The organism is Aquabacterium sp., from assembly GCF_016234775.1.
Taxonomy (GTDB): domain Bacteria; phylum Pseudomonadota; class Gammaproteobacteria; order Burkholderiales; family Burkholderiaceae_C; genus Aquabacterium.
This window is the reverse complement of the sequence record NZ_JACRAH010000062.1, coordinates 55633-71900: the sequence shown is the minus strand read 5'-3', so window position 1 is coordinate 71900 and position 16268 is coordinate 55633. Positions and strand designations below refer to the sequence as shown.

The 16268-nt window shown below is 62.9% G+C and carries 16 protein-coding genes; 11 read left to right on the top strand and 5 right to left on the bottom strand.

Going from position 1 to position 16268, the window contains the following annotated elements; genetic code table 11:
* The first annotated feature begins 14 nt into the window (after positions 1-14).
* Genes HY836_RS17925 through HY836_RS17905 form a run of 5 tightly spaced genes read left to right on the top strand, consistent with a single transcriptional unit; the run spans position 15 to position 4700 of the window.
* On the top strand, positions 15-1079 hold the full coding sequence (locus tag HY836_RS17925) for a hypothetical protein (RefSeq protein ID WP_290678995.1): 1065 nt from the start codon (positions 15-17) through the stop codon (positions 1077-1079).
* The gene (locus tag HY836_RS17920) at positions 1076-2638 is read left to right on the top strand and encodes a lysine 5,6-aminomutase subunit alpha (RefSeq protein WP_290678993.1); all 1563 of its coding nucleotides are present in this window, start codon (positions 1076-1078) and stop codon (positions 2636-2638) included. The genes HY836_RS17925 and HY836_RS17920 overlap by 4 nt, the downstream gene beginning before the upstream one ends.
* On the top strand, positions 2635-3417 hold the full coding sequence (locus tag HY836_RS17915; protein ID WP_290678991.1) for an OAM dimerization domain-containing protein: 783 nt from the start codon (positions 2635-2637) through the stop codon (positions 3415-3417). The genes HY836_RS17920 and HY836_RS17915 overlap by 4 nt, the downstream gene beginning before the upstream one ends.
* Positions 3418-3446: 29 nt before the next feature.
* Complete coding sequence (locus HY836_RS17910; protein ID WP_290678989.1) at positions 3447-3866, top strand: hotdog domain-containing protein; 420 nt, start codon at positions 3447-3449, stop codon at positions 3864-3866.
* A gap of 15 nt (positions 3867-3881) precedes the next feature.
* The gene (locus HY836_RS17905; RefSeq protein WP_290678987.1) at positions 3882-4700 is read left to right on the top strand and encodes a 3-keto-5-aminohexanoate cleavage protein; all 819 of its coding nucleotides are present in this window, start codon (positions 3882-3884) and stop codon (positions 4698-4700) included.
* Here HY836_RS17905 and HY836_RS17900 read toward each other — a convergent pair whose 3' ends face one another.
* The gene (locus HY836_RS17900; protein ID WP_290678985.1) at positions 4701-5621 is read right to left on the bottom strand and encodes a class I SAM-dependent methyltransferase; all 921 of its coding nucleotides are present in this window, start codon (positions 5619-5621) and stop codon (positions 4701-4703) included.
* Between the two features lie 84 nt (positions 5622-5705).
* Here HY836_RS17900 and HY836_RS17895 point away from each other — a divergent pair, with 84 nt between their 5' ends.
* Positions 5706-7958 (top strand): alkaline phosphatase family protein, encoded by a 2253-nt coding sequence (locus tag HY836_RS17895; RefSeq protein ID WP_290678983.1) that lies wholly within the window; start codon positions 5706-5708, stop codon positions 7956-7958.
* A gap of 99 nt (positions 7959-8057) precedes the next feature.
* Here the strand turns inward: HY836_RS17895 and HY836_RS17890 are convergent, their stop codons facing one another.
* On the bottom strand, positions 8058-9080 hold the full coding sequence (locus HY836_RS17890; protein WP_290678981.1) for an inositol monophosphatase family protein: 1023 nt from the start codon (positions 9078-9080) through the stop codon (positions 8058-8060).
* Between the two features lie 293 nt (positions 9081-9373).
* Here HY836_RS17890 and HY836_RS17885 point away from each other — a divergent pair, with 293 nt between their 5' ends.
* The 5 genes from HY836_RS17885 to HY836_RS17865 all read left to right on the top strand — a co-directional run bounded on the left by HY836_RS17885 (position 9374) and on the right by HY836_RS17865 (position 13052).
* Positions 9374-10147: an RNA methyltransferase gene (locus tag HY836_RS17885; protein WP_290678978.1), complete on the top strand. Its 774-nt coding sequence runs from the start codon at positions 9374-9376 to the stop codon at positions 10145-10147.
* A gap of 107 nt (positions 10148-10254) precedes the next feature.
* On the top strand, positions 10255-11055 hold the full coding sequence (cysE, locus tag HY836_RS17880) for a serine O-acetyltransferase (protein ID WP_290678975.1): 801 nt from the start codon (positions 10255-10257) through the stop codon (positions 11053-11055).
* 95 nt (positions 11056-11150) lie between these two features.
* Positions 11151-11534, top strand: a complete 384-nt coding sequence (locus HY836_RS17875; RefSeq protein ID WP_290678972.1) for a hypothetical protein — start codon at positions 11151-11153, stop codon at positions 11532-11534.
* 2 nt (positions 11535-11536) lie between these two features.
* On the top strand, positions 11537-12073 hold the full coding sequence (locus HY836_RS17870; RefSeq protein ID WP_290678970.1) for a hypothetical protein: 537 nt from the start codon (positions 11537-11539) through the stop codon (positions 12071-12073).
* Positions 12074-12089: 16 nt separating this feature from the next.
* Positions 12090-13052 carry a sigma-70 family RNA polymerase sigma factor gene (locus HY836_RS17865; RefSeq protein WP_290678967.1) on the top strand — a complete coding sequence of 321 codons (963 nt, stop codon included), beginning with the start codon at positions 12090-12092 and terminating at the stop codon, positions 13050-13052.
* A gap of 13 nt (positions 13053-13065) precedes the next feature.
* On the opposite strand, the gene HY836_RS17860 is transcribed toward HY836_RS17865, so the two are convergent.
* The 3 genes from HY836_RS17860 to HY836_RS17850 are packed head-to-tail and all read right to left on the bottom strand — an operon-like array spanning position 13066 to position 16225.
* Positions 13066-13836 (bottom strand): SDR family oxidoreductase, encoded by a 771-nt coding sequence (locus tag HY836_RS17860; protein WP_290678965.1) that lies wholly within the window; start codon positions 13834-13836, stop codon positions 13066-13068.
* A 39-nt stretch (positions 13837-13875) separates the two neighbouring features.
* Positions 13876-14949 (bottom strand): phosphotransferase family protein, encoded by a 1074-nt coding sequence (locus HY836_RS17855; RefSeq protein ID WP_290678962.1) that lies wholly within the window; start codon positions 14947-14949, stop codon positions 13876-13878.
* Positions 14950-14995: 46 nt separating this feature from the next.
* Complete coding sequence (locus HY836_RS17850; RefSeq protein WP_290678959.1) at positions 14996-16225, bottom strand: acyl-CoA dehydrogenase family protein; 1230 nt, start codon at positions 16223-16225, stop codon at positions 14996-14998.
* Between the last annotated feature and the right edge of the window lie 43 nt (positions 16226-16268).

Genomic DNA, 16268 nt, shown 5'->3' with positions numbered 1-16268 from the left:
CGCGAGGCGCAACCATGTCAAGCCACCTCGCCCCACATTGCCCCTTGTGGCAAGGGCTGCGTGCACAGCAGGTGCACACGGTGGCCGTCATGGGCATGACCAAGAACACCGGCAAGACGGTGAGCCTCAACCACTTGCTGGCACAGGCCCACGCCGAGCGCCTGACAGTGGGACTCACCTCCATCGGGCGCGACGGCGAGGCGCACGATCAGGTTTACGCCATCCCCAAGACGCCGGTGAGGGTCACGCCTGGCAATCTGGTGGCCACGGCCAGTGACACCCTCGTGCGCGCCAAGGCCCGCATCAAGTTGATCGACACCACGGGCGTGAGCAGCCCCATGGGCGAGATCCTCATCGTCAAGGTGATCGAGGCGGGCGAGATGGAGGTGGCCGGTGCCTCACGCAACCACGACCAGCACAAGGTGATCGCCCTGCTCCGGCAATGCGGCGCCGACATGATCATGCTCGACGGCGCACTGGGCCGCAGCCACCATGCGTCGCCCGCCATGGCCGATGGCGTGGTGCTGGCCACCGGGGCGGCCATCGGTGGTGGCATCGCCGATGTGCTACGCAAGACGCACGACAGGCTGACCATTCTGGGCATCCCGCCAGCACCTGCCGAGATACTGGCCCGCACGCAGGCGGTCTGGGCGCACGGAGGCGTGGGCGCCTGGGATCAGCAAGGCGACTGCCTGTTTCACGATCACATCGCCACCATCAACGCCGCGCCAGCCTTGTTGGCCAACGATCTGAAAGCGATCTCGACGGTGGCCGTATCGGGCGCCGTGGGCAAGCGCTTGTGGCAGGCCCTGCAACACATCGCGCAACACCAGCCAGGCTTGACCTTGATCGTGGCGGACGGCACCAGGCTGTTCGTCGATGCCACCGATCTGCACACCTTCGAGCGCCTGGGCGGCCGGGTACTGGCGCTGCGTGCCATCCGATTGCTGGGCATCACGCTCAACCCCAGCTCACCCTTTGGCGGCAGTTTCAACGCACGCGAATTCCTGGCGCTGGCCCGCCAGACCTTTCCGCAACACCTCGTGACCGACGTCCTGCTGACGAAGGAGGGAACATGAGCCACCTCGCCCTGGATCAAGCGCAGATCGACCGCGCCCGGACCGCTGCCCGACGCATCGCACACCAGGTCTACGACGACATGCACCACTTCACGACCACAGCTGTCGAGCGGGCCACGCTGCGACTGATGGGCGTGGACGATGTCGATGACAACCAGGTGCCCCTGCCCAATCGCCTGGTGAGCCATCTGCAAGACCAAGGCTTGCTGCAGCATGGTGCTGCGGCCATCGTGGCCGGCGCGATGAGCACGCACGGCATGAGCATCCAGCAAGTGGCACAGGCGGTGGCCGATGGCCAACTGATCCTGCAACGCCCAAGAGACGACGCAGCCGCACGCCAGAAGGCCAGCGCCATGGCCGAGCACATGTGCGCCCACATCGCCCGGCACCGTGCCACGCGCGATGCGGCCATCGGTGAAACCGGCGAAGCCCCCACGCCCTGGCTCTACCTCATCGTGGCCACGGGCAACATCTACGAGGACATCACCCAGGCTTGCGCTGCCGCCGAGCAAGGCGCCGACATCATCGCCGTGATCCGCTCCACCGGCCAGAGCCTGCTGGACTACGTGCCCTATGGCGCCACCACGGAAGGCTTTGGCGGCACCTATGCCACGCAGGAGAACTTCAAGCTCATGCGCGCGGCCCTGGACGAGGTCGGCCGCAAGATCGGTCGCTACATCCGCCTGACCAACTACTGCTCGGGCCTGTGCATGCCGGAGATCGCCGCCATGGGCGCCATGGAGCGCCTGGACATGATGCTCAACGACTCGATGTACGGGATCATCTTTCGAGACATCAACATGCAGCGCACCTTCATTGACCAGTTCTTCTCGCGCATGGTCAATGGCTACGCCGGCATCATCATCAACACGGGCGAAGACAACTACCTCACCACGGCGGACGCCTATGAAGCCGCCCACACCGTGCTGGCCTCTCAGCTCATCAACGAGCAGTTCGCCTACCTGTCAGGCCTGAAGCCCGACCAGATGGGCCTGGGCCACGCCTTCGAGATCAACCCGGGGCTGGACAACGGCTTCCTGTGGGAGCTGGCCCATGCGCAACTGGTGCGCCAGGTCTTCCCCGAGGCCTGCCTCAAGTACATGCCGCCCACCAAGCACATGACGGGCAACATCTTCAAAGGCCACGTTCAGGATGCGCTGTTCAACGTCGTGAGCGTGCTCACGCAGCAGAACATCCACCTGCTGGGCATGATGACGGAAGCCATCCACACACCCTTCATCCAGGACCGCTTCCTGGCCATCCAGAACGCGAAGTACGTGTTCGGCACCATGCGCGACTTGCATGCGGAGATCAGCTTCACCCCGGGTGGCCAGATCGAGCGCCGGGCCCAGCAGGTGCTGGCGGAAACCACCGAGCTGCTGGCCCAGATCGAGCAGACGGGCCTGCCCACAGCCATTGCCAAAGGCACCTTCGCCGACATCTCGCGCACGTTGACGGGTGGCAAGGGCCTGGACGGTGTCGTCGCCAAGTCAAACGACTACTTCAACCCCTTCCCTGAGCTGATGCTGCCCGGCATGAACGAGGAGCGCGCATCATGAAAGACGCACTGCAACACACACCCAGATGGGTCAAGCCCTATGGCGACACCATGGATGACGGGCGCGTGCAAGTTTCCTTCACGCTGCCTGTGGCGCTGGACGAGAACAGCAAGGAGGCCGCACGGCAACTGGCCCTTCAGATGGGCCTGGATGAGCCCGCCGTGGTGCACTGTGAAGCCATGGGCCCCGGCTTTTCCTTCTACGTGGTCTATGGCCAGTGCAAGCACCGCGTGGACCTGAGCGGCATCAAGGTGGCCAAGCCCGAATTCGAGGTGCTTGACAAAGAGGCCATCAACCAGAAGATCGCCACGCTCATGGGGCGCAAGATGGTGGTGGTGGGCGCCTGCATTGAAACCGACGCACACACCGTGGGCATTGACGCCATCATGAACATGAAGGGCTACAACGGGCACAAGGGGCTGGAGAGTTACCACGAGATGCGCGCCATCAACCTGGGTGCCCAGGTGGACTCCGAAGAACTGGTGGCCCGCGCCATCGAGGAAAAAGCCGACGTGATCCTGGTGTCGCAGGTTGTCACGCAAAAGAACATCCACCTGGACAACCTGACCCGCCTGTCCGACATCCTCGAAGCCGAGGGCCTGCGTGAGCACGTCATCCTCATTGTGGGAGGGCCACGCATCAGCCACGAACTGGCCAAGGAGCTGGGCTATGACGCGGGCTTCGGAACGGGTTGTTATGCCGAGAACGTGGCCTCATTCGCCATCGATGAATGGGCACGGCGCAACGCGACTCACCAAGCACCCGAGCTTGCACGCTGAACGACATCAGTCAATCTGGAGCGCACACCATGGACACGCCCATCACCAGCCAGATCACCAGTCTCATCCGACTGCGCATCAGCGCCCACGAAGCGCACTACGCCGGCAACCTGGTTGACGGTGCACGCATGCTGCAACTGTTTGGCGACGTCGCCACCGAACTGCTGATCCGCAGCGATGGTGATGAGGGCCTGTTTGTCGCGTACGACAAGGTCGAGTTCCTCGCGCCCGTGCATGCAGGCGACTACATCGAGGCCATCGGCCGCATTGAATCCATGGGCAAGACCTCTCGCAAGATGGTATTCGAAGCGCGCAAAGTCATCGCGGCAGCCCCTATCCCCGGGCAGCCCTCTGCTTGCGATGTGCTGGCGGAGCCTGTGGTCGTCTGTCGCGCCACGGGCACCTGCGTGGTCCCGGCCACATGCCAGCGGGGCAGCAATCGAAGCTGAGCAAGGAGCCTCATCATGGACAAGCTCATCATCACCGCAGCCCTCACGGGCGCCGAGGTCACCCGAGATCAGCAGCCTGCACTGCCCATCACGCCCGAAGAGATAGGTATCGCCGCTGCTGCATGTGCCGAGGCCGGCGCCAGCATCGTGCACGTGCATGCCCGCTGGCCGGACGGCTCGCCCACGCAGGACAAAGAGGTTTACAGGCAGATCATGGATGAGGTGCGCCAGCGCTGCGAGGTGATCGTGCAGATCTCGACCGGCGGCGCCGTGGGCATGACGGCGCAGGAACGCCTGGCGCCGGTCGCCCTGCGCCCGGAGATGGCCACGCTCTCCATGGGCTCGGTCAACTTTGGTGGTGATGTGTTCTACAACCACCCTGCTGATATCGACGCTTATGCGCGCGAGATGCAACTGCAAGGTGTGAAGCCGGAACTGGAGATCTTCGACAGCGGCATGCTGGCCACGGCCAGGCGATGGCTGGCCAAAGGTGCGCTACCCAGCCCCGCCCACGTCGATTTCGTGCTGGGCGTGCCGGGCGGGATGGCGGGCACACCGCAAGCCTTGATGTACATGCTGTCCGAACTGCCGCCAGATGCCACCTGGACGGTTGCCGGCATCGGTGCAGCCCAGTTACCCCTGACCACCATGGCCATCTTGCTGGGCGGCCATGTACGGGTGGGTTTCGAAGACAACATCTTCTACCGCAAGGGCGAGTTGGCCGTCAGCAATGCCCAGCTGGTGGCACGCGTGGCCCGCCTCGCTGGCGAACTGGGGCGCCTTGTGGCCACGCCCGCCGAGGCCAGGCAGATCCTGCACATGGCCCAGGGCTGATCAATCCGGCGCCTTGTAGAGCAGAACCTTGAGTGCCCGTTCGGGCTGCACATCCGCGTACACGGGCGGGTTAGGCAAGCGCTCAACGAAGCTCAAGGCCGGGGCCTCGGTCTGCATGAGGTCCTGCAGAAAGTCAGGACCCAGCTTGGGTGAGTTCAGGCACAACATCGCGTGGCCGCCCGGCATCAGCAAGTCAGGCAAGCGGCGCATCAGGCGTGCGTAGTCCTTCTCGGCAATGAAGCTGCCCTTCTGATAGGTGGGTGGGTCTGCGATGATCAGGTCATAAGGCCCGCTGCGGTTGATCTTGCCCCAGGAACTGAAGATGTCATGCGGCCAAAAGCTGGCGCCTGCCGACCCGCCATTGAGGTGATGGTTCTGCTTGCCGATACCCAAGGCGCCACCGCTCATGTCCATGTTGGTCACATGCCGGGCGCCAGCCTGCAAGGCCACCACGGAAAAGGCGCAGGTGTAGGCAAACAGGTTGAGCACCTTGATCCCTGGGCGTGCCGCCACATGCTCACGCACCCAGCGGCGCCCTTCTGCCATGTCCAGAAACAGGCCGTGGTTCTGACCTCTGAGCAGATGCACCCGAAAGCTCGCACCGTTTTCGGTCACCACCTGGGGATCGGGCACGCTGCCGGCCATCAGCCGCGTGTCGGCTTGCACCTCATGCCGATACTGGAAGACCCAGTTCAGTGGCGTATCCGGAGACAAGGCCTGCCAACGCGCCGACAAGGCTTCGTGCAGAACGGCCAGTTCCTCGTCGCTGACAGGCTGAAAGCTGGTGAGCACCCACACAGGCGGATAAGCATCCAGCGTCCATTGCTCGCATCCGGGGTACAAGCCGCCTCGGCCGTGGAAAATGCGCTGGGCGTCGAGGGGCATGCGCATCGTGGCGATGGCATCGAGCAAGGCTTGCATGGTAAAAATGTCTGGCCGTATTCAGAATAAGCCCGCCATTCTCACAGACATGCAAGAGACAACACAAAACGCAAGGAGCCCCTCATGTTGATTTCCATCGTCAACCGGTCCCGCGGCATCAGCGATGCCGAGCTGCAAACCGTCATCCGGGCCATCAATCGGCAGATCAAGGATGACTTCGAGCCCTACTGGAGCTTCGGCGCGACGCTGAGGCTGGAAGGTGCCATCGGCAGCAAGCCGGACAAGAACGCCCCCGCCGAGTTGCGCGGCGACGCCATCATCTACCTGTGGGACGAGGTAGACGTCGACGGGGCGGTGGGCTACCACGACACCAACGCCAGAGGCATCCCTTATGGCTTCGTGTTCACCAAGCTGTCCAAGGAACTGGGCGAGAACTGGACGGTCACGCTGTCCCACGAGGCACTCGAATTGATCGGCGACCCGCAAGGCAACCTGCTGGTTCAGGGGCCCCACCCCACCAAGCCAGGTGTCGAGGTGTTCCATTGGTTCGAGATGTGCGATGCCGTCCAGGGCCAGAGCTATACGGTGGACGGCGTGGAGGTATCCAACTTCGTCTTGCCCCTCTACTTCACACCCGAAGAACAGGAAGGTGGCCGCAATGACTTCCTGGGTCAACTTGACAGCAAGAAAAAAGGTCTGCCCTCATTCGGCGTGAGCAAGGGCGGCTACGTCGGCTTCTACGACCCACGCAAGCGGGCCCACGAGACCTACGCCAATGACCAGGACACCAAGGCCCGCAAACGCATGGCCATCAAGTCCGACCACATGTATGGCCGAGGCTACCTGCGCAAGCACAGCGAGGCCTCTGTGCCACGCGAAGACGCCCACCTGCGCATGCTGGGCGGCGAATCCTTCGTCAAGGCTTCGGCCACGCCGGCCAACGATCCGATCAAGCACGTGGTTGTGCTGATGCTGGAGAACCGCTCCTTCGATCAGATGCTGGGCGGCATGACCCGGTTCAACAAGGACGTGGAAGGGATCCCGCAAAAAGGCACGCCGCGCAGCAACAAGACATCGAAGGGCCACGTGGTTCAGCAAAAACCTGGCGCAGCCTGGGTGCTCGACAGGGGCCGCGACCCCAACCACGAGCATGACGACACGATGAAGCAGTTGGGCACCGCAGCGAACCCCATGTCGGGTTTTGCAGAAAGCTTCCTGCAACGCTACCCGGATGCCAAGCAAGCCGAGCTTGATCAGGTGATGGCCTACTTCGATTTTGGTGCCACGCCAAAGGACGACACGCTGCCCGCCCTGCACACCCTGGCGCGCAACTTCACCGTGTGCGATCACTGGTTCTCGTCCATGCCTGGCCCGACCTGGCAAAACCGCTTCTTCATCCACAGCGGCACCTGCCTGGGTCACCTGACCATGCCGTCGATGAAAGAGCCGCAGAACATGCGTATCTACTACCAGGACACGATCTTTGATCGGCTGTCTGATGGGCGCGTGAACTGGAAGATCTTCCACGCCGGCATCCCGCAAAGCATCGTGATGACGCGTCTGCTGACACGCTACCTCACCTTTCGCGGCTACAAGGACATGGATGATTTCTATGAGATGGCCGCGGGCGATGCCAACGACTTCCCTGAATACGCCTTCATCGAACCCCAGTACTTCGGCAAGGACGAAAACGACCAGCACCCGCCCTCTGACATCCGCAAGGGCGAGATGCTGCTGGCCAATGTCTACAACGCCCTGCGCAGCAACGCGGAACTGTGGAAGTCCACCCTGTTCGTGGTGACCTATGACGAACACGGCGGTTTCTACGACCACGTGAGCCCGCCTGCCACGGTGCCGCCGGACAATCACACGTCAGACTGGACCTTTGACCGACTCGGCGTGCGCGTGCCCACCATCCTGGTGTCGCCCTGGCTGGATGCGAAGGTCAACGCCACCGTGTTTGACCACACCAGCCTGTTGCGCTATCTGTGCGAGAAATGGAAGCTCGATCCGCTGGGGCAGCGCATGCAGGCCAGTGCCGGTGCCTTGCGCGCCAACAGCCTGGCCGACGCGCTGCAGTTCCGCAAGACCCCACGCGACGACACGCCAGTGAAGATCACCGTGCCCCAGATCAAGGGTGCGCTCACCTCGCAGGTCGAGCCACCGATCGAGGGCTCGCGCGAATCGCTGTTGATGTATGTGGCGCAGTTGCCTGAGGCCGGTGCCGAACAGCCGCTGACGACCGCTACCGTGAAGGGCAAGTTGAGTGGCAAGAAGGCCGCAGCCAAGCGCACCAAGCCCAAGGTATCGCCCATGGATGCCGACGCCGCACAAGCCAAGCTGGAAAGGCTTCGCGGCGGCAACGCGCCGTCCTGATCAAGCAAAGCCAATCCATCAAGGAAAAGGGGCGCTCCGATCGGGCGCCCCTTTTTATTCATCGATCATCAACTGCAGCACCGCATCGGGTGCCCGGCATCAGAACGGTGCGTCGTCCTTGCCTTCACGCACTTCTGCCGCCTTGGCAGCAGCCGTGATGCGGGTGCGCTTGGGCTTCTCTGGCTCAGCGGCCTTGGCGGCCTGCGCGGCATCTTCAGCCTCTTGCAAGGACTGGATCAGGGCGTCGTCTTCCGGATCGGCTTCGCCTTCTTCGCCACCGTCGGCAGCTGCAGCGGCGGCCGCGTCGGCATCAGAGATCACGCGGGTGTACGGTGCCAGCGTCTTGACCATCTGGCCGTAGATGCGAGGCGTGCCGGCCAGGATTTCGCGCTGGTACAGGAAGTCGGGCTCACCCGTGAAATTGCCCACCAGGCCACCGGCCTCGGTGATGATCAGCGCGCCTGCGGCCACGTCCCAGGGGCTCAGGCCGGTCTCAAAGAAAGCATCGTAGAAGCCGGCTGCCACGTAGCAAAGGTCCAGCGAAGCAGCGCCCGGCCGACGCACGCCAGCGCACTGCACCATGACGTCTTCGAACATCTTCATGTAGCGCTGGAAATTGTCGCCCTTGCGGAAGGGGAAGCCCGTGCCGATCAGGGAGTCCAGCATGCGGGTGCGCTTGGACACGCGGATGCGGCGGTCGTTCATGTAGGCGCCCTTGCCCTTGGACGCATAGAACAGGTCATTGCGGCTCGGGTCGTACACAACCGCTTGCTGGATCTGTCCACGGAAGGTCAGCGCGATGGAGACCGCGTAGACCGGGAAGCCGTGGATGAAGTTGGTGGTGCCGTCGAGCGGATCGATGATCCAGACGTAGTCGCTGTGACGGGCGCCGTGTTCGCGGCCCGATTCTTCGGCCAGGATGCCGTGGCCAGGATAGGCCTCCAGGATCGTGCCGATGATCGCGTCTTCTGCCGCCTTGTCCACCTCGGTCACGAAGTCGTTGTGAGACTTCGAGATCACAGTCAGTCGCTCGATGTCGAGCGAGGCCCGGTTGATGATCGCCCCGGCTGCGCGAGCAGCTTTGATGGCGATGTTGAGCATGGGATGCAGGGCTTGAGACATGTTTAACCTTGGAAACCGATAAACCACCTGAGACGAATGACAGAGCGACAGTGCAAGGCGACAAACCGATCATCAACCCATTGGAAACGGGGGAGATCCAGGCAAGTGAGCAAGGCAGTCAGCACCGGCCAGACTGAAGTCCAGGCAGGGGATGGGGGCGCAGCAGTGATCAAAGAACGAGCGAGAATCGAGCATTCTATAGAAGCCTGTTGCTTTTTGCACCCCCTTTTTCAGCGATTCCGATCAGAATCAAGGGCTTATCGCGCATTCATGCCGTACATCCTGAAGTTTTCATGAGCTCTGCCCCCCTTTCTTCGCCTGCTTCCCCCCCTGTTGCGGGCCCCGCCGACCCCACCCGATTCATCCTGATCGGCACCAGCCACCCCGGCAATGTGGGCGCCACGGCGCGTGCGATGAAAGTCATGGGCTTTTCCGATCTCGTGCTGGTGCGCCCCCGCTTTGAGGACGTGCTCATCCAGGAGGAAACCGTGGCCCTGGCCAGCGGCGCTGCCGACATCCTCGTGCGTGCTCGCGTGGCCGACACCCTGGCCGAAGCGCTGGACGGCATCACCTATGCCATCGGCACCGCCATGACACCGCGCGACTTCGGCCCACCCACCATCACCCCGCGCGAAGGCCTGGGCGAACTGGCCCGCCACGATCCCGCCCACCGCGTGGGCTTCGTGTTCGGCAGTGAACGCTACGGCATGGCCAATGAGGATGTGTACCGCTGCCATGCCGTGATCAGCATCCCCACCAACCCCCACTACGGTTCGCTCAACCTGTCGCAGGCCGTGCAGGTGTTGGCCTATGAGTGGCGCCAGGCGCTGGGCGGATTCCCGGTGGAGGCACGCACACCAGACGTTGATCTGGCCAGTGGCGCGGCCGTGCAAGGCGCACTGGATCATTGGGAAAAAGCACTGGTGCAGCTGGGTTTCCTGGATCCAGCCGCGCCCAAGAAGCTGATGCCGCGCCTGAACCAGTTGCTCAACCGCGCCGAGTTGCGCCAGGAAGAAATCCACATCCTGCGCGGCATCGCCAAAGCCATCATGGACAAGCCACGCTGATCCACATCAGATCAAGCACAGATGCCCAAACGCTGCCCGCCCATGGTCTTTGTGTCTGCCCGGTAAACTCCAGGGCCTGATTCGAAAAACGCATAAGCTCATTCTTCATGCTCTTTGCCCGACTGCGAGAAGACATCGCCTGCATCCTGGAACGCGACCCTGCGGCCCGCACCGCCTGGGAAGTGCTGACCTGTTACCCCGGTCTGCACGCCCTGGCCATGCACCGCCTCGCGCACTGGTGCTGGACGCATCAGCTCAAGTGGCTGGGCCGCTGGATCTCGCATTGGGGCCGCTTCTTCACGGGCATCGAGATTCATCCTGGCGCCACGATGGGCCGCCGCGTCTTCATTGATCACGGCATGGGTGTGGTGGTGGGCGAAACCGCCGAGATCGGCGATGGCTGCACCATCTACCAGGGCGTGACGCTGGGCGGCACGTCGCTGAGCAAAGGCACCAAGCGCCACCCCACCCTGGGCCGCGGCGTGATCGTGGGCGCCAATGCACAGGTGCTGGGCGGCTTCACCGTGGGCGATGGGGCCCGCGTGGGCTCCAACGCCGTGGTGACCAAGCCCGTGCCCCCCGGCGCCACGGCTGTGGGCAACCCGGCTCGCATCATCGTGGCCAAGGCCACCGTGATGGACGAGAAGCAGGCCGAACGCGAAGCCATCGCGGCCAAGCTGGGCTTCTCGGCCTATGGCGTGACCGAGGGCGATGACCCGCTGTCGCAAGCTTTGCGTGGCCTGATCGACAACGCCTCCGGCCACGAGCACCAGATCACCTTGTTGTGGCAGGCCATCGGCAAGCTGGCCAAGGAAGCGCAGACCGAAGACGCCCGCACCTGCCTGCCCACCGATGCGCAGACGCAAGAGCACTTTGATGCCGAAGGTCTCAACCGGCTGGTGAAGTAGCCCGGTGATATAAGCAACGAAAGTTCTTGCTTCGCGTCACAAAGCGTCGCGCAGCTTCGTCATGAAGGTATTGCCACTTTCATACGGAGCGCGCCATGCCCTGGCTCAGAGCCCTACTTTCGACCTCGCTGGCAGGCAACGGCCTGTTCATGCTCATCGCACCTGAGCGCTGGTATCACACCATCCCGACCGTGAGCCTGACCGGCCCGCTGAACACCCATTTCATTCGCGACATCGGCTGCGCCTATCTGAGCGCTGCTGCGGCCCTGGTGTGGAGCCTGCTGCGCCCGGCAGACGCCCTGGCCACCACAACGTTGGTCGCCTTGTTCCTCATGAGCCATGCGGGCGTTCACCTGTACGAACTCGCCATCGGCATTTGCGGCTGGACAGTCTGGTGGAAAACCTTCCCCGGCGTGACCTTGCCGGCCTTGCTGACCGGCTTGCTGGCCTGGCAAAGCCCGTCGATGAGGAGGCCCTGAGCATGTGGGGCCCCAGAACCTTCATCAGAAAGCGGCTGGACGCCTTTGCCCGGCAGTTCAACTACGACATGGCCTACACCCACCAGATACTGGATGCGGGCCTCAAGCCCTTCAAGGCCTTCTCCTGCTTGTTCACCCTGGCCGCCTACCGACACCCGCAGATGCCTCTCGCACCCTGGTTCGCTGTCAAATGGGTGGCCACCCATAGCGAAGATTGCGGTCCATGTCAGCAACTGACCATCAACATGGCGAGGCAACAAGGCGTGCCTTTGGAGGTGATCAAGGCCATCACGCGAGGTGATCTGAAAGGCATGGGCTCAGATACAGCCCTGGCCTATCAATGGGCTCACGCCGTCATCCGACCTGACTCGCAGGAGGCCAACACCAATGCCATGCGCCAGCACATCAAAGCCAGATGGGGTGAGCAAGGCCTGATCTCTCTGACCCTGGCCATGGCAGGCGCCCGTAGCTTCCCTATGGTCAAACGGGCCCTGGGCCACAATCAAGATTGCCAGATCCTGGACTACGGCGACCAGTAACCAACTCGAATCGCACATGGAACCGACAATCGAATTCGAATCACATCGCCGATTTCTACGGGGTCTGGCTTACCGGATGCTGGGCTCTGTGGCTGAGGCGGAAGATGCCGTACAGGACTGCTGGCTGCGCTGGCGCGAGGTGCCACATGCGGACATCATCGAACCGCGCGCCTTTCTGGCCCAGACGCTGACGCGCCTTTGCTTCGACCGCCTGCGCTCCGCACAGAAGCAGCGCGAACACTATGTGGGCGTGTGGCTGCCTGAACCCTGGATCGACGATCCCTACTCGGCGCAAGCCGGTGCCGAAGAGATGGTCACCATGGCGCAGGATCTGGAGATCGCCTTTCTGCTGGTGCTGCAAAGGCTCACGCCCAGCGAGCGCGCTGTCTTTCTGCTCAACGAGGTCTTCGACTGGGACTTTGATGCCATTGCGCAGGTGCTGGACCGCAGCGCGGCTGCTTGCCGGCAACTCGCGTCCCGAGCGCGCCAACAATTGGCCGCTTCGGTGCCGACACCCGATGAGCAGTCGCCTAAAGCGGATAAGGCAGGCAAGGCCGCGCCGCTGTCAGCGGGCAGACCCCGCAGAGGCACCAGCCCGCCGTCACCCGAACAAGCCAGCCGAATCGCCACGGCATTTGCCATGGCCTTGCAGATGGGCGACGTTCAGGCTCTGGCTGACACCTTGGCGCAAGACGTCGTGTTCATGGCCGATGGCGGAGGCAAGGTCAACTCGGTCCCCAGGCCACTTCTGGGGGCGGACAAGGTCGCCCAGGTCCTGGTGGGTTTTGCGCGCCTGTGGCTGCGCGAGCCCGGCGCCACGCGGCCAGCATCCATCAATGGCATGCCCGGTGCGGTGTTCCATGCGGCCGATGGCAGCGTCGTCCAGACCTTGGCATTGGAGATCGCAGAAGGTGGGCGGATCACAGCCATCTACGTCATGCGCAACCCGGACAAGCTCAAGCATGTCCCGCGGGCTTGACGTGGCATGAGCATCAAGCCGTCAGATAACCACCATCCACATTCAGGCAAGCCCCCGTGGTGTAGCTGGCCGCATCGCTGGCCAGGTACAAGGCCGCGCCAGCCATTTCCTTGGGGTCCGCCACACGGTTCAAAGGCGTATGCGCCATCACCACCTTCAGGATGGCGTCATTCGTGGTCAGGGCCGATGCGAACTTGGTATCCGTGGCACCTGGCAGGATGGCGTTGACGCGCACCTTCATCGACGCACACTCCTTGGCAAAGGCATGCGTCATCGAAATCACAGCCGCCTTGCTGATCGAGTAAATGCCTTGCAGCATGCCTGGCACCACGCCATTGACCGACGCGATGTTGATGATCGAGCCACCACCGTTCTTCGCCATCAGCTTGGAGCCACGTGCGCACATGAAGAAGTAGCCGCGGATGTTCACATCCACCGTCTTCTGGAAGGCGCCCAGGTCGGTGTCGCTGATGTGGCCGAAGTAAGGATTGGCCGCGGCGTTGTTGACCAGGATGTCCAGGCGGCCGAACTGCTGCTCGATGGCCGCGAACGTGGCATCGATCTGGTCCATCTCGCCCACATGGCAAGGGATGACGGACGCCTTGCCTCCCGCTTCGCGAATGGATTGCGCCACCGCCTCGCAGGGCTCGGCCTTGCGGCTGGAGATGATGACGTGGGCACCGTGTGCGGCCATCAGGCGCGCGATGGCTTCACCGATGCCACGGCTGGCACCAGTGACCAGGGCGACCTTGCCCGTCAGATCAAACGTGTTGGGAATGCTCATGGTTTGAAATCTCGAAAGGTGTGCTGAACAGGCTGCGCCTTACAGCGACGACTGCGCGATGATGCGTTCGCAACGCTGGCCCAGGTAGTTGGCAAACGGCCCGAAGGTCGCGAACACCGGGTTGCGGGCGTTGCCCTCCTTGAAGCGCTTGTAGATCTGCTGCACGATACCCGCCAGGCGGAACAGACCATAGACCTCGTAGAAATCGAAGTTGGCCACGCTCCAGCCGGTGCGTTGGGCGTAGTACTCGATCACTTCCTGGCGGGTCAGCATGCCCGGCGCGTTCGTGGGTTGACGGCGCGAGCCCAGCATGAAGGGGTCGTCATCGGCCTGCACCCAATAGGCCAGCGAGCTGCCCAGGTCCATCAATGGGTCGCCCAGCGTGGCCATTTCCCAGTCCAGCACGCCGATCACCTTCATCGGATCGGCGATGTCCAGCACGACGTTGTCGAAACGGAAGTCGTTGTGGATCAGGCAGATGGCCACTTCCTGCCTGGGCTGCTTGTCGGCCAACCACTGCATCACGGACTCAAAGTCGGACACGTCATCCGTGCGCGCAGCACGGAAGCGCTTGCTCCAGCCCTCGATCTGACGCGCCACATAACCTTCGCCCTTGCCCAGCGTATCCAGGCCAGCGTCCTTCACATTCAGCATGTGTAGGTCGATCAGCTTGTCCAGCACATTCAGGCAAAGCTGTCGCGTCCTGGGGGCATCCAGGCCCAGCTCGTCGGGCAGGTTCTGGCGTGGGATCACACCCACCAGGCGCTCCATCACATAGAAGGGCGCACCAATCACCTCGGTGTCCTCACAGATGGCGTAGACGTTCGGCACGGCCGGGTACACAGGCTTGAGCATCTCCATGATGCGGGCCTCGCGCACCACGTCATGCGCCGATTTGGCGATGTGGCCAAAGGGCGGGCGACGCAGGATCAGGTCGCGGTTTTCATAGCTCAGCAGGTAGGTGAGGTTCGAGGCTCCTCCCGGGAACTGCTTGAGTTGCGGCTCGCCCTCCACCGCCAGGCCTGCAGCACGCAGGTACGCGGTCACGCGGACCAGATCCACCTCTTCACCGGCGCGCACCTTGCCTGCGGCATCGATCAACTTCTCGCTCATTGCTTGTGTCTCCTTGAATGCTTCTCAGCCAGGCACCTGTGTGCACTCAGCCTTCACCGCGTGCGGCTCGCTGCCGGGCCAGTTCGAACTTGGCCACCACCTTGCGGTGCACTTCGTCCGGGCCATCAGCCAGACGGATGGTGCGCACATAGGCCGCCAGGGTGCTCAGCGGCGTGTCCAGCGTGACACCCAATGCGCCGTGCATCTGGATGGCCGCGTCCAGCACCACCTGCGCCATATTAGGCGCAACCACCTTGATCTGCGAGATCTCGCTCATGGCGGCCTTCACACCCACCGTGTCCATCATCCAGGCGGCCTTCTGAGTAAGCAGACGGGCTTGTTCGATGGCCATGCGCGCGTTGGCAATCACGTCCACATTGCCGCCCAATTGATTCAAAGGCTTGCCGAAGGCCACGCGCTTGTCACCGCGCTCGGCCATCATGGCCAAAGCACGCTCGGCGCCCCCGATGCAGCGCATGCAGTGGTGAATGCGCCCTGGGCCCAGGCGACCTTGCGCAATCTCGAAGCCACGACCCAGGCCGGCAATGATGTTCTCCTTGGGCACGCGCACCTTGTCGAAGGTAACTTCGCCATGGCCGAAGGGCTCGTCGTACACACCGAACGACGGCAGCATGCGCTCGATCTTCACGCCCGGTGTGTCCAGCGGCACCAGGATCATCGAGTGGCGCTTGTGACGCTCGGCGGTCGGGTCCGTCAGCCCCATGAAGATCAGGATCTTGCAATTGGGGTGGCCAATGCCGGAGCTGAACCACTTGCGCCCATTGATCACGACCTCGTCGCCTTCGGGCACGGCCGTGGCTTCCATATTGGTGGCGTCCGACGACGCCACGCCCGGCTCGGTCATGCAGAAGGCCGAGCGGATCTCGCCAGCCAGCAAGGGTGTCAACCAGCGGTCCTGCTGTGCGGGCGAGCCGTACATGTGCAGCACTTCCATGTTGCCGGTGTCGGGCGCGTTGCAGTTGAACACCTCGGCGGCCATGGTGTTGTAGCCCATCAGTTCGGCCAGGGCGGCGTATTCCACCACCTTCAAGCCGGCGCCGTGGTGCGGATCGGGCAAGAAGAGGTTCCACAGGCCAGCTGCCTTGGCCTTGGCCTTGAGGTCCTCCATCAAGGCGGGCTGGCGCCATTGACGCCAATCTGCCGAGCCGGTCATCTGCGCGTGATACGCCTCTTCGGCCGGGATCACGTGGTCACGCATGAAGCTCTTGACGCGTTCGACGTATTCCAAGGCGCGGGGGGAATGGCCAAAGTCCATGGGCTGCTCTCTTTCTGACGGTCAGTCTTTGCTGCGCGCAGTG

Coding starts and splice junctions, on each gene's coding strand:
- cysE (WP_290678975.1), top strand. CDS start 10,255: ATGCTCTTTGCCCGACTGCGAGAAGACATCGCCTGCATCCTGGAACGC.
- HY836_RS17875 (WP_290678972.1), top strand. CDS start 11,151: ATGCCCTGGCTCAGAGCCCTACTTTCGACCTCGCTGGCAGGCAACGGC.
- HY836_RS17885 (WP_290678978.1), top strand. CDS start 9,374: ATGAGCTCTGCCCCCCTTTCTTCGCCTGCTTCCCCCCCTGTTGCGGGC.
- HY836_RS17910 (WP_290678989.1), top strand. CDS start 3,447: ATGGACACGCCCATCACCAGCCAGATCACCAGTCTCATCCGACTGCGC.
- HY836_RS17900 (WP_290678985.1), bottom strand. CDS start 5,621: ATGCAAGCCTTGCTCGATGCCATCGCCACGATGCGCATGCCCCTCGAC.
- HY836_RS17860 (WP_290678965.1), bottom strand. CDS start 13,836: ATGAGCATTCCCAACACGTTTGATCTGACGGGCAAGGTCGCCCTGGTC.
- HY836_RS17920 (WP_290678993.1), top strand. CDS start 1,076: ATGAGCCACCTCGCCCTGGATCAAGCGCAGATCGACCGCGCCCGGACC.
- HY836_RS17905 (WP_290678987.1), top strand. CDS start 3,882: ATGGACAAGCTCATCATCACCGCAGCCCTCACGGGCGCCGAGGTCACC.
- HY836_RS17925 (WP_290678995.1), top strand. CDS start 15: ATGTCAAGCCACCTCGCCCCACATTGCCCCTTGTGGCAAGGGCTGCGT.
- HY836_RS17895 (WP_290678983.1), top strand. CDS start 5,706: ATGTTGATTTCCATCGTCAACCGGTCCCGCGGCATCAGCGATGCCGAG.
- HY836_RS17870 (WP_290678970.1), top strand. CDS start 11,537: ATGTGGGGCCCCAGAACCTTCATCAGAAAGCGGCTGGACGCCTTTGCC.
- HY836_RS17865 (WP_290678967.1), top strand. CDS start 12,090: ATGGAACCGACAATCGAATTCGAATCACATCGCCGATTTCTACGGGGT.
- HY836_RS17855 (WP_290678962.1), bottom strand. CDS start 14,949: ATGAGCGAGAAGTTGATCGATGCCGCAGGCAAGGTGCGCGCCGGTGAA.
- HY836_RS17890 (WP_290678981.1), bottom strand. CDS start 9,080: ATGTCTCAAGCCCTGCATCCCATGCTCAACATCGCCATCAAAGCTGCT.
- HY836_RS17850 (WP_290678959.1), bottom strand. CDS start 16,225: ATGGACTTTGGCCATTCCCCCCGCGCCTTGGAATACGTCGAACGCGTC.
- HY836_RS17915 (WP_290678991.1), top strand. CDS start 2,635: ATGAAAGACGCACTGCAACACACACCCAGATGGGTCAAGCCCTATGGC.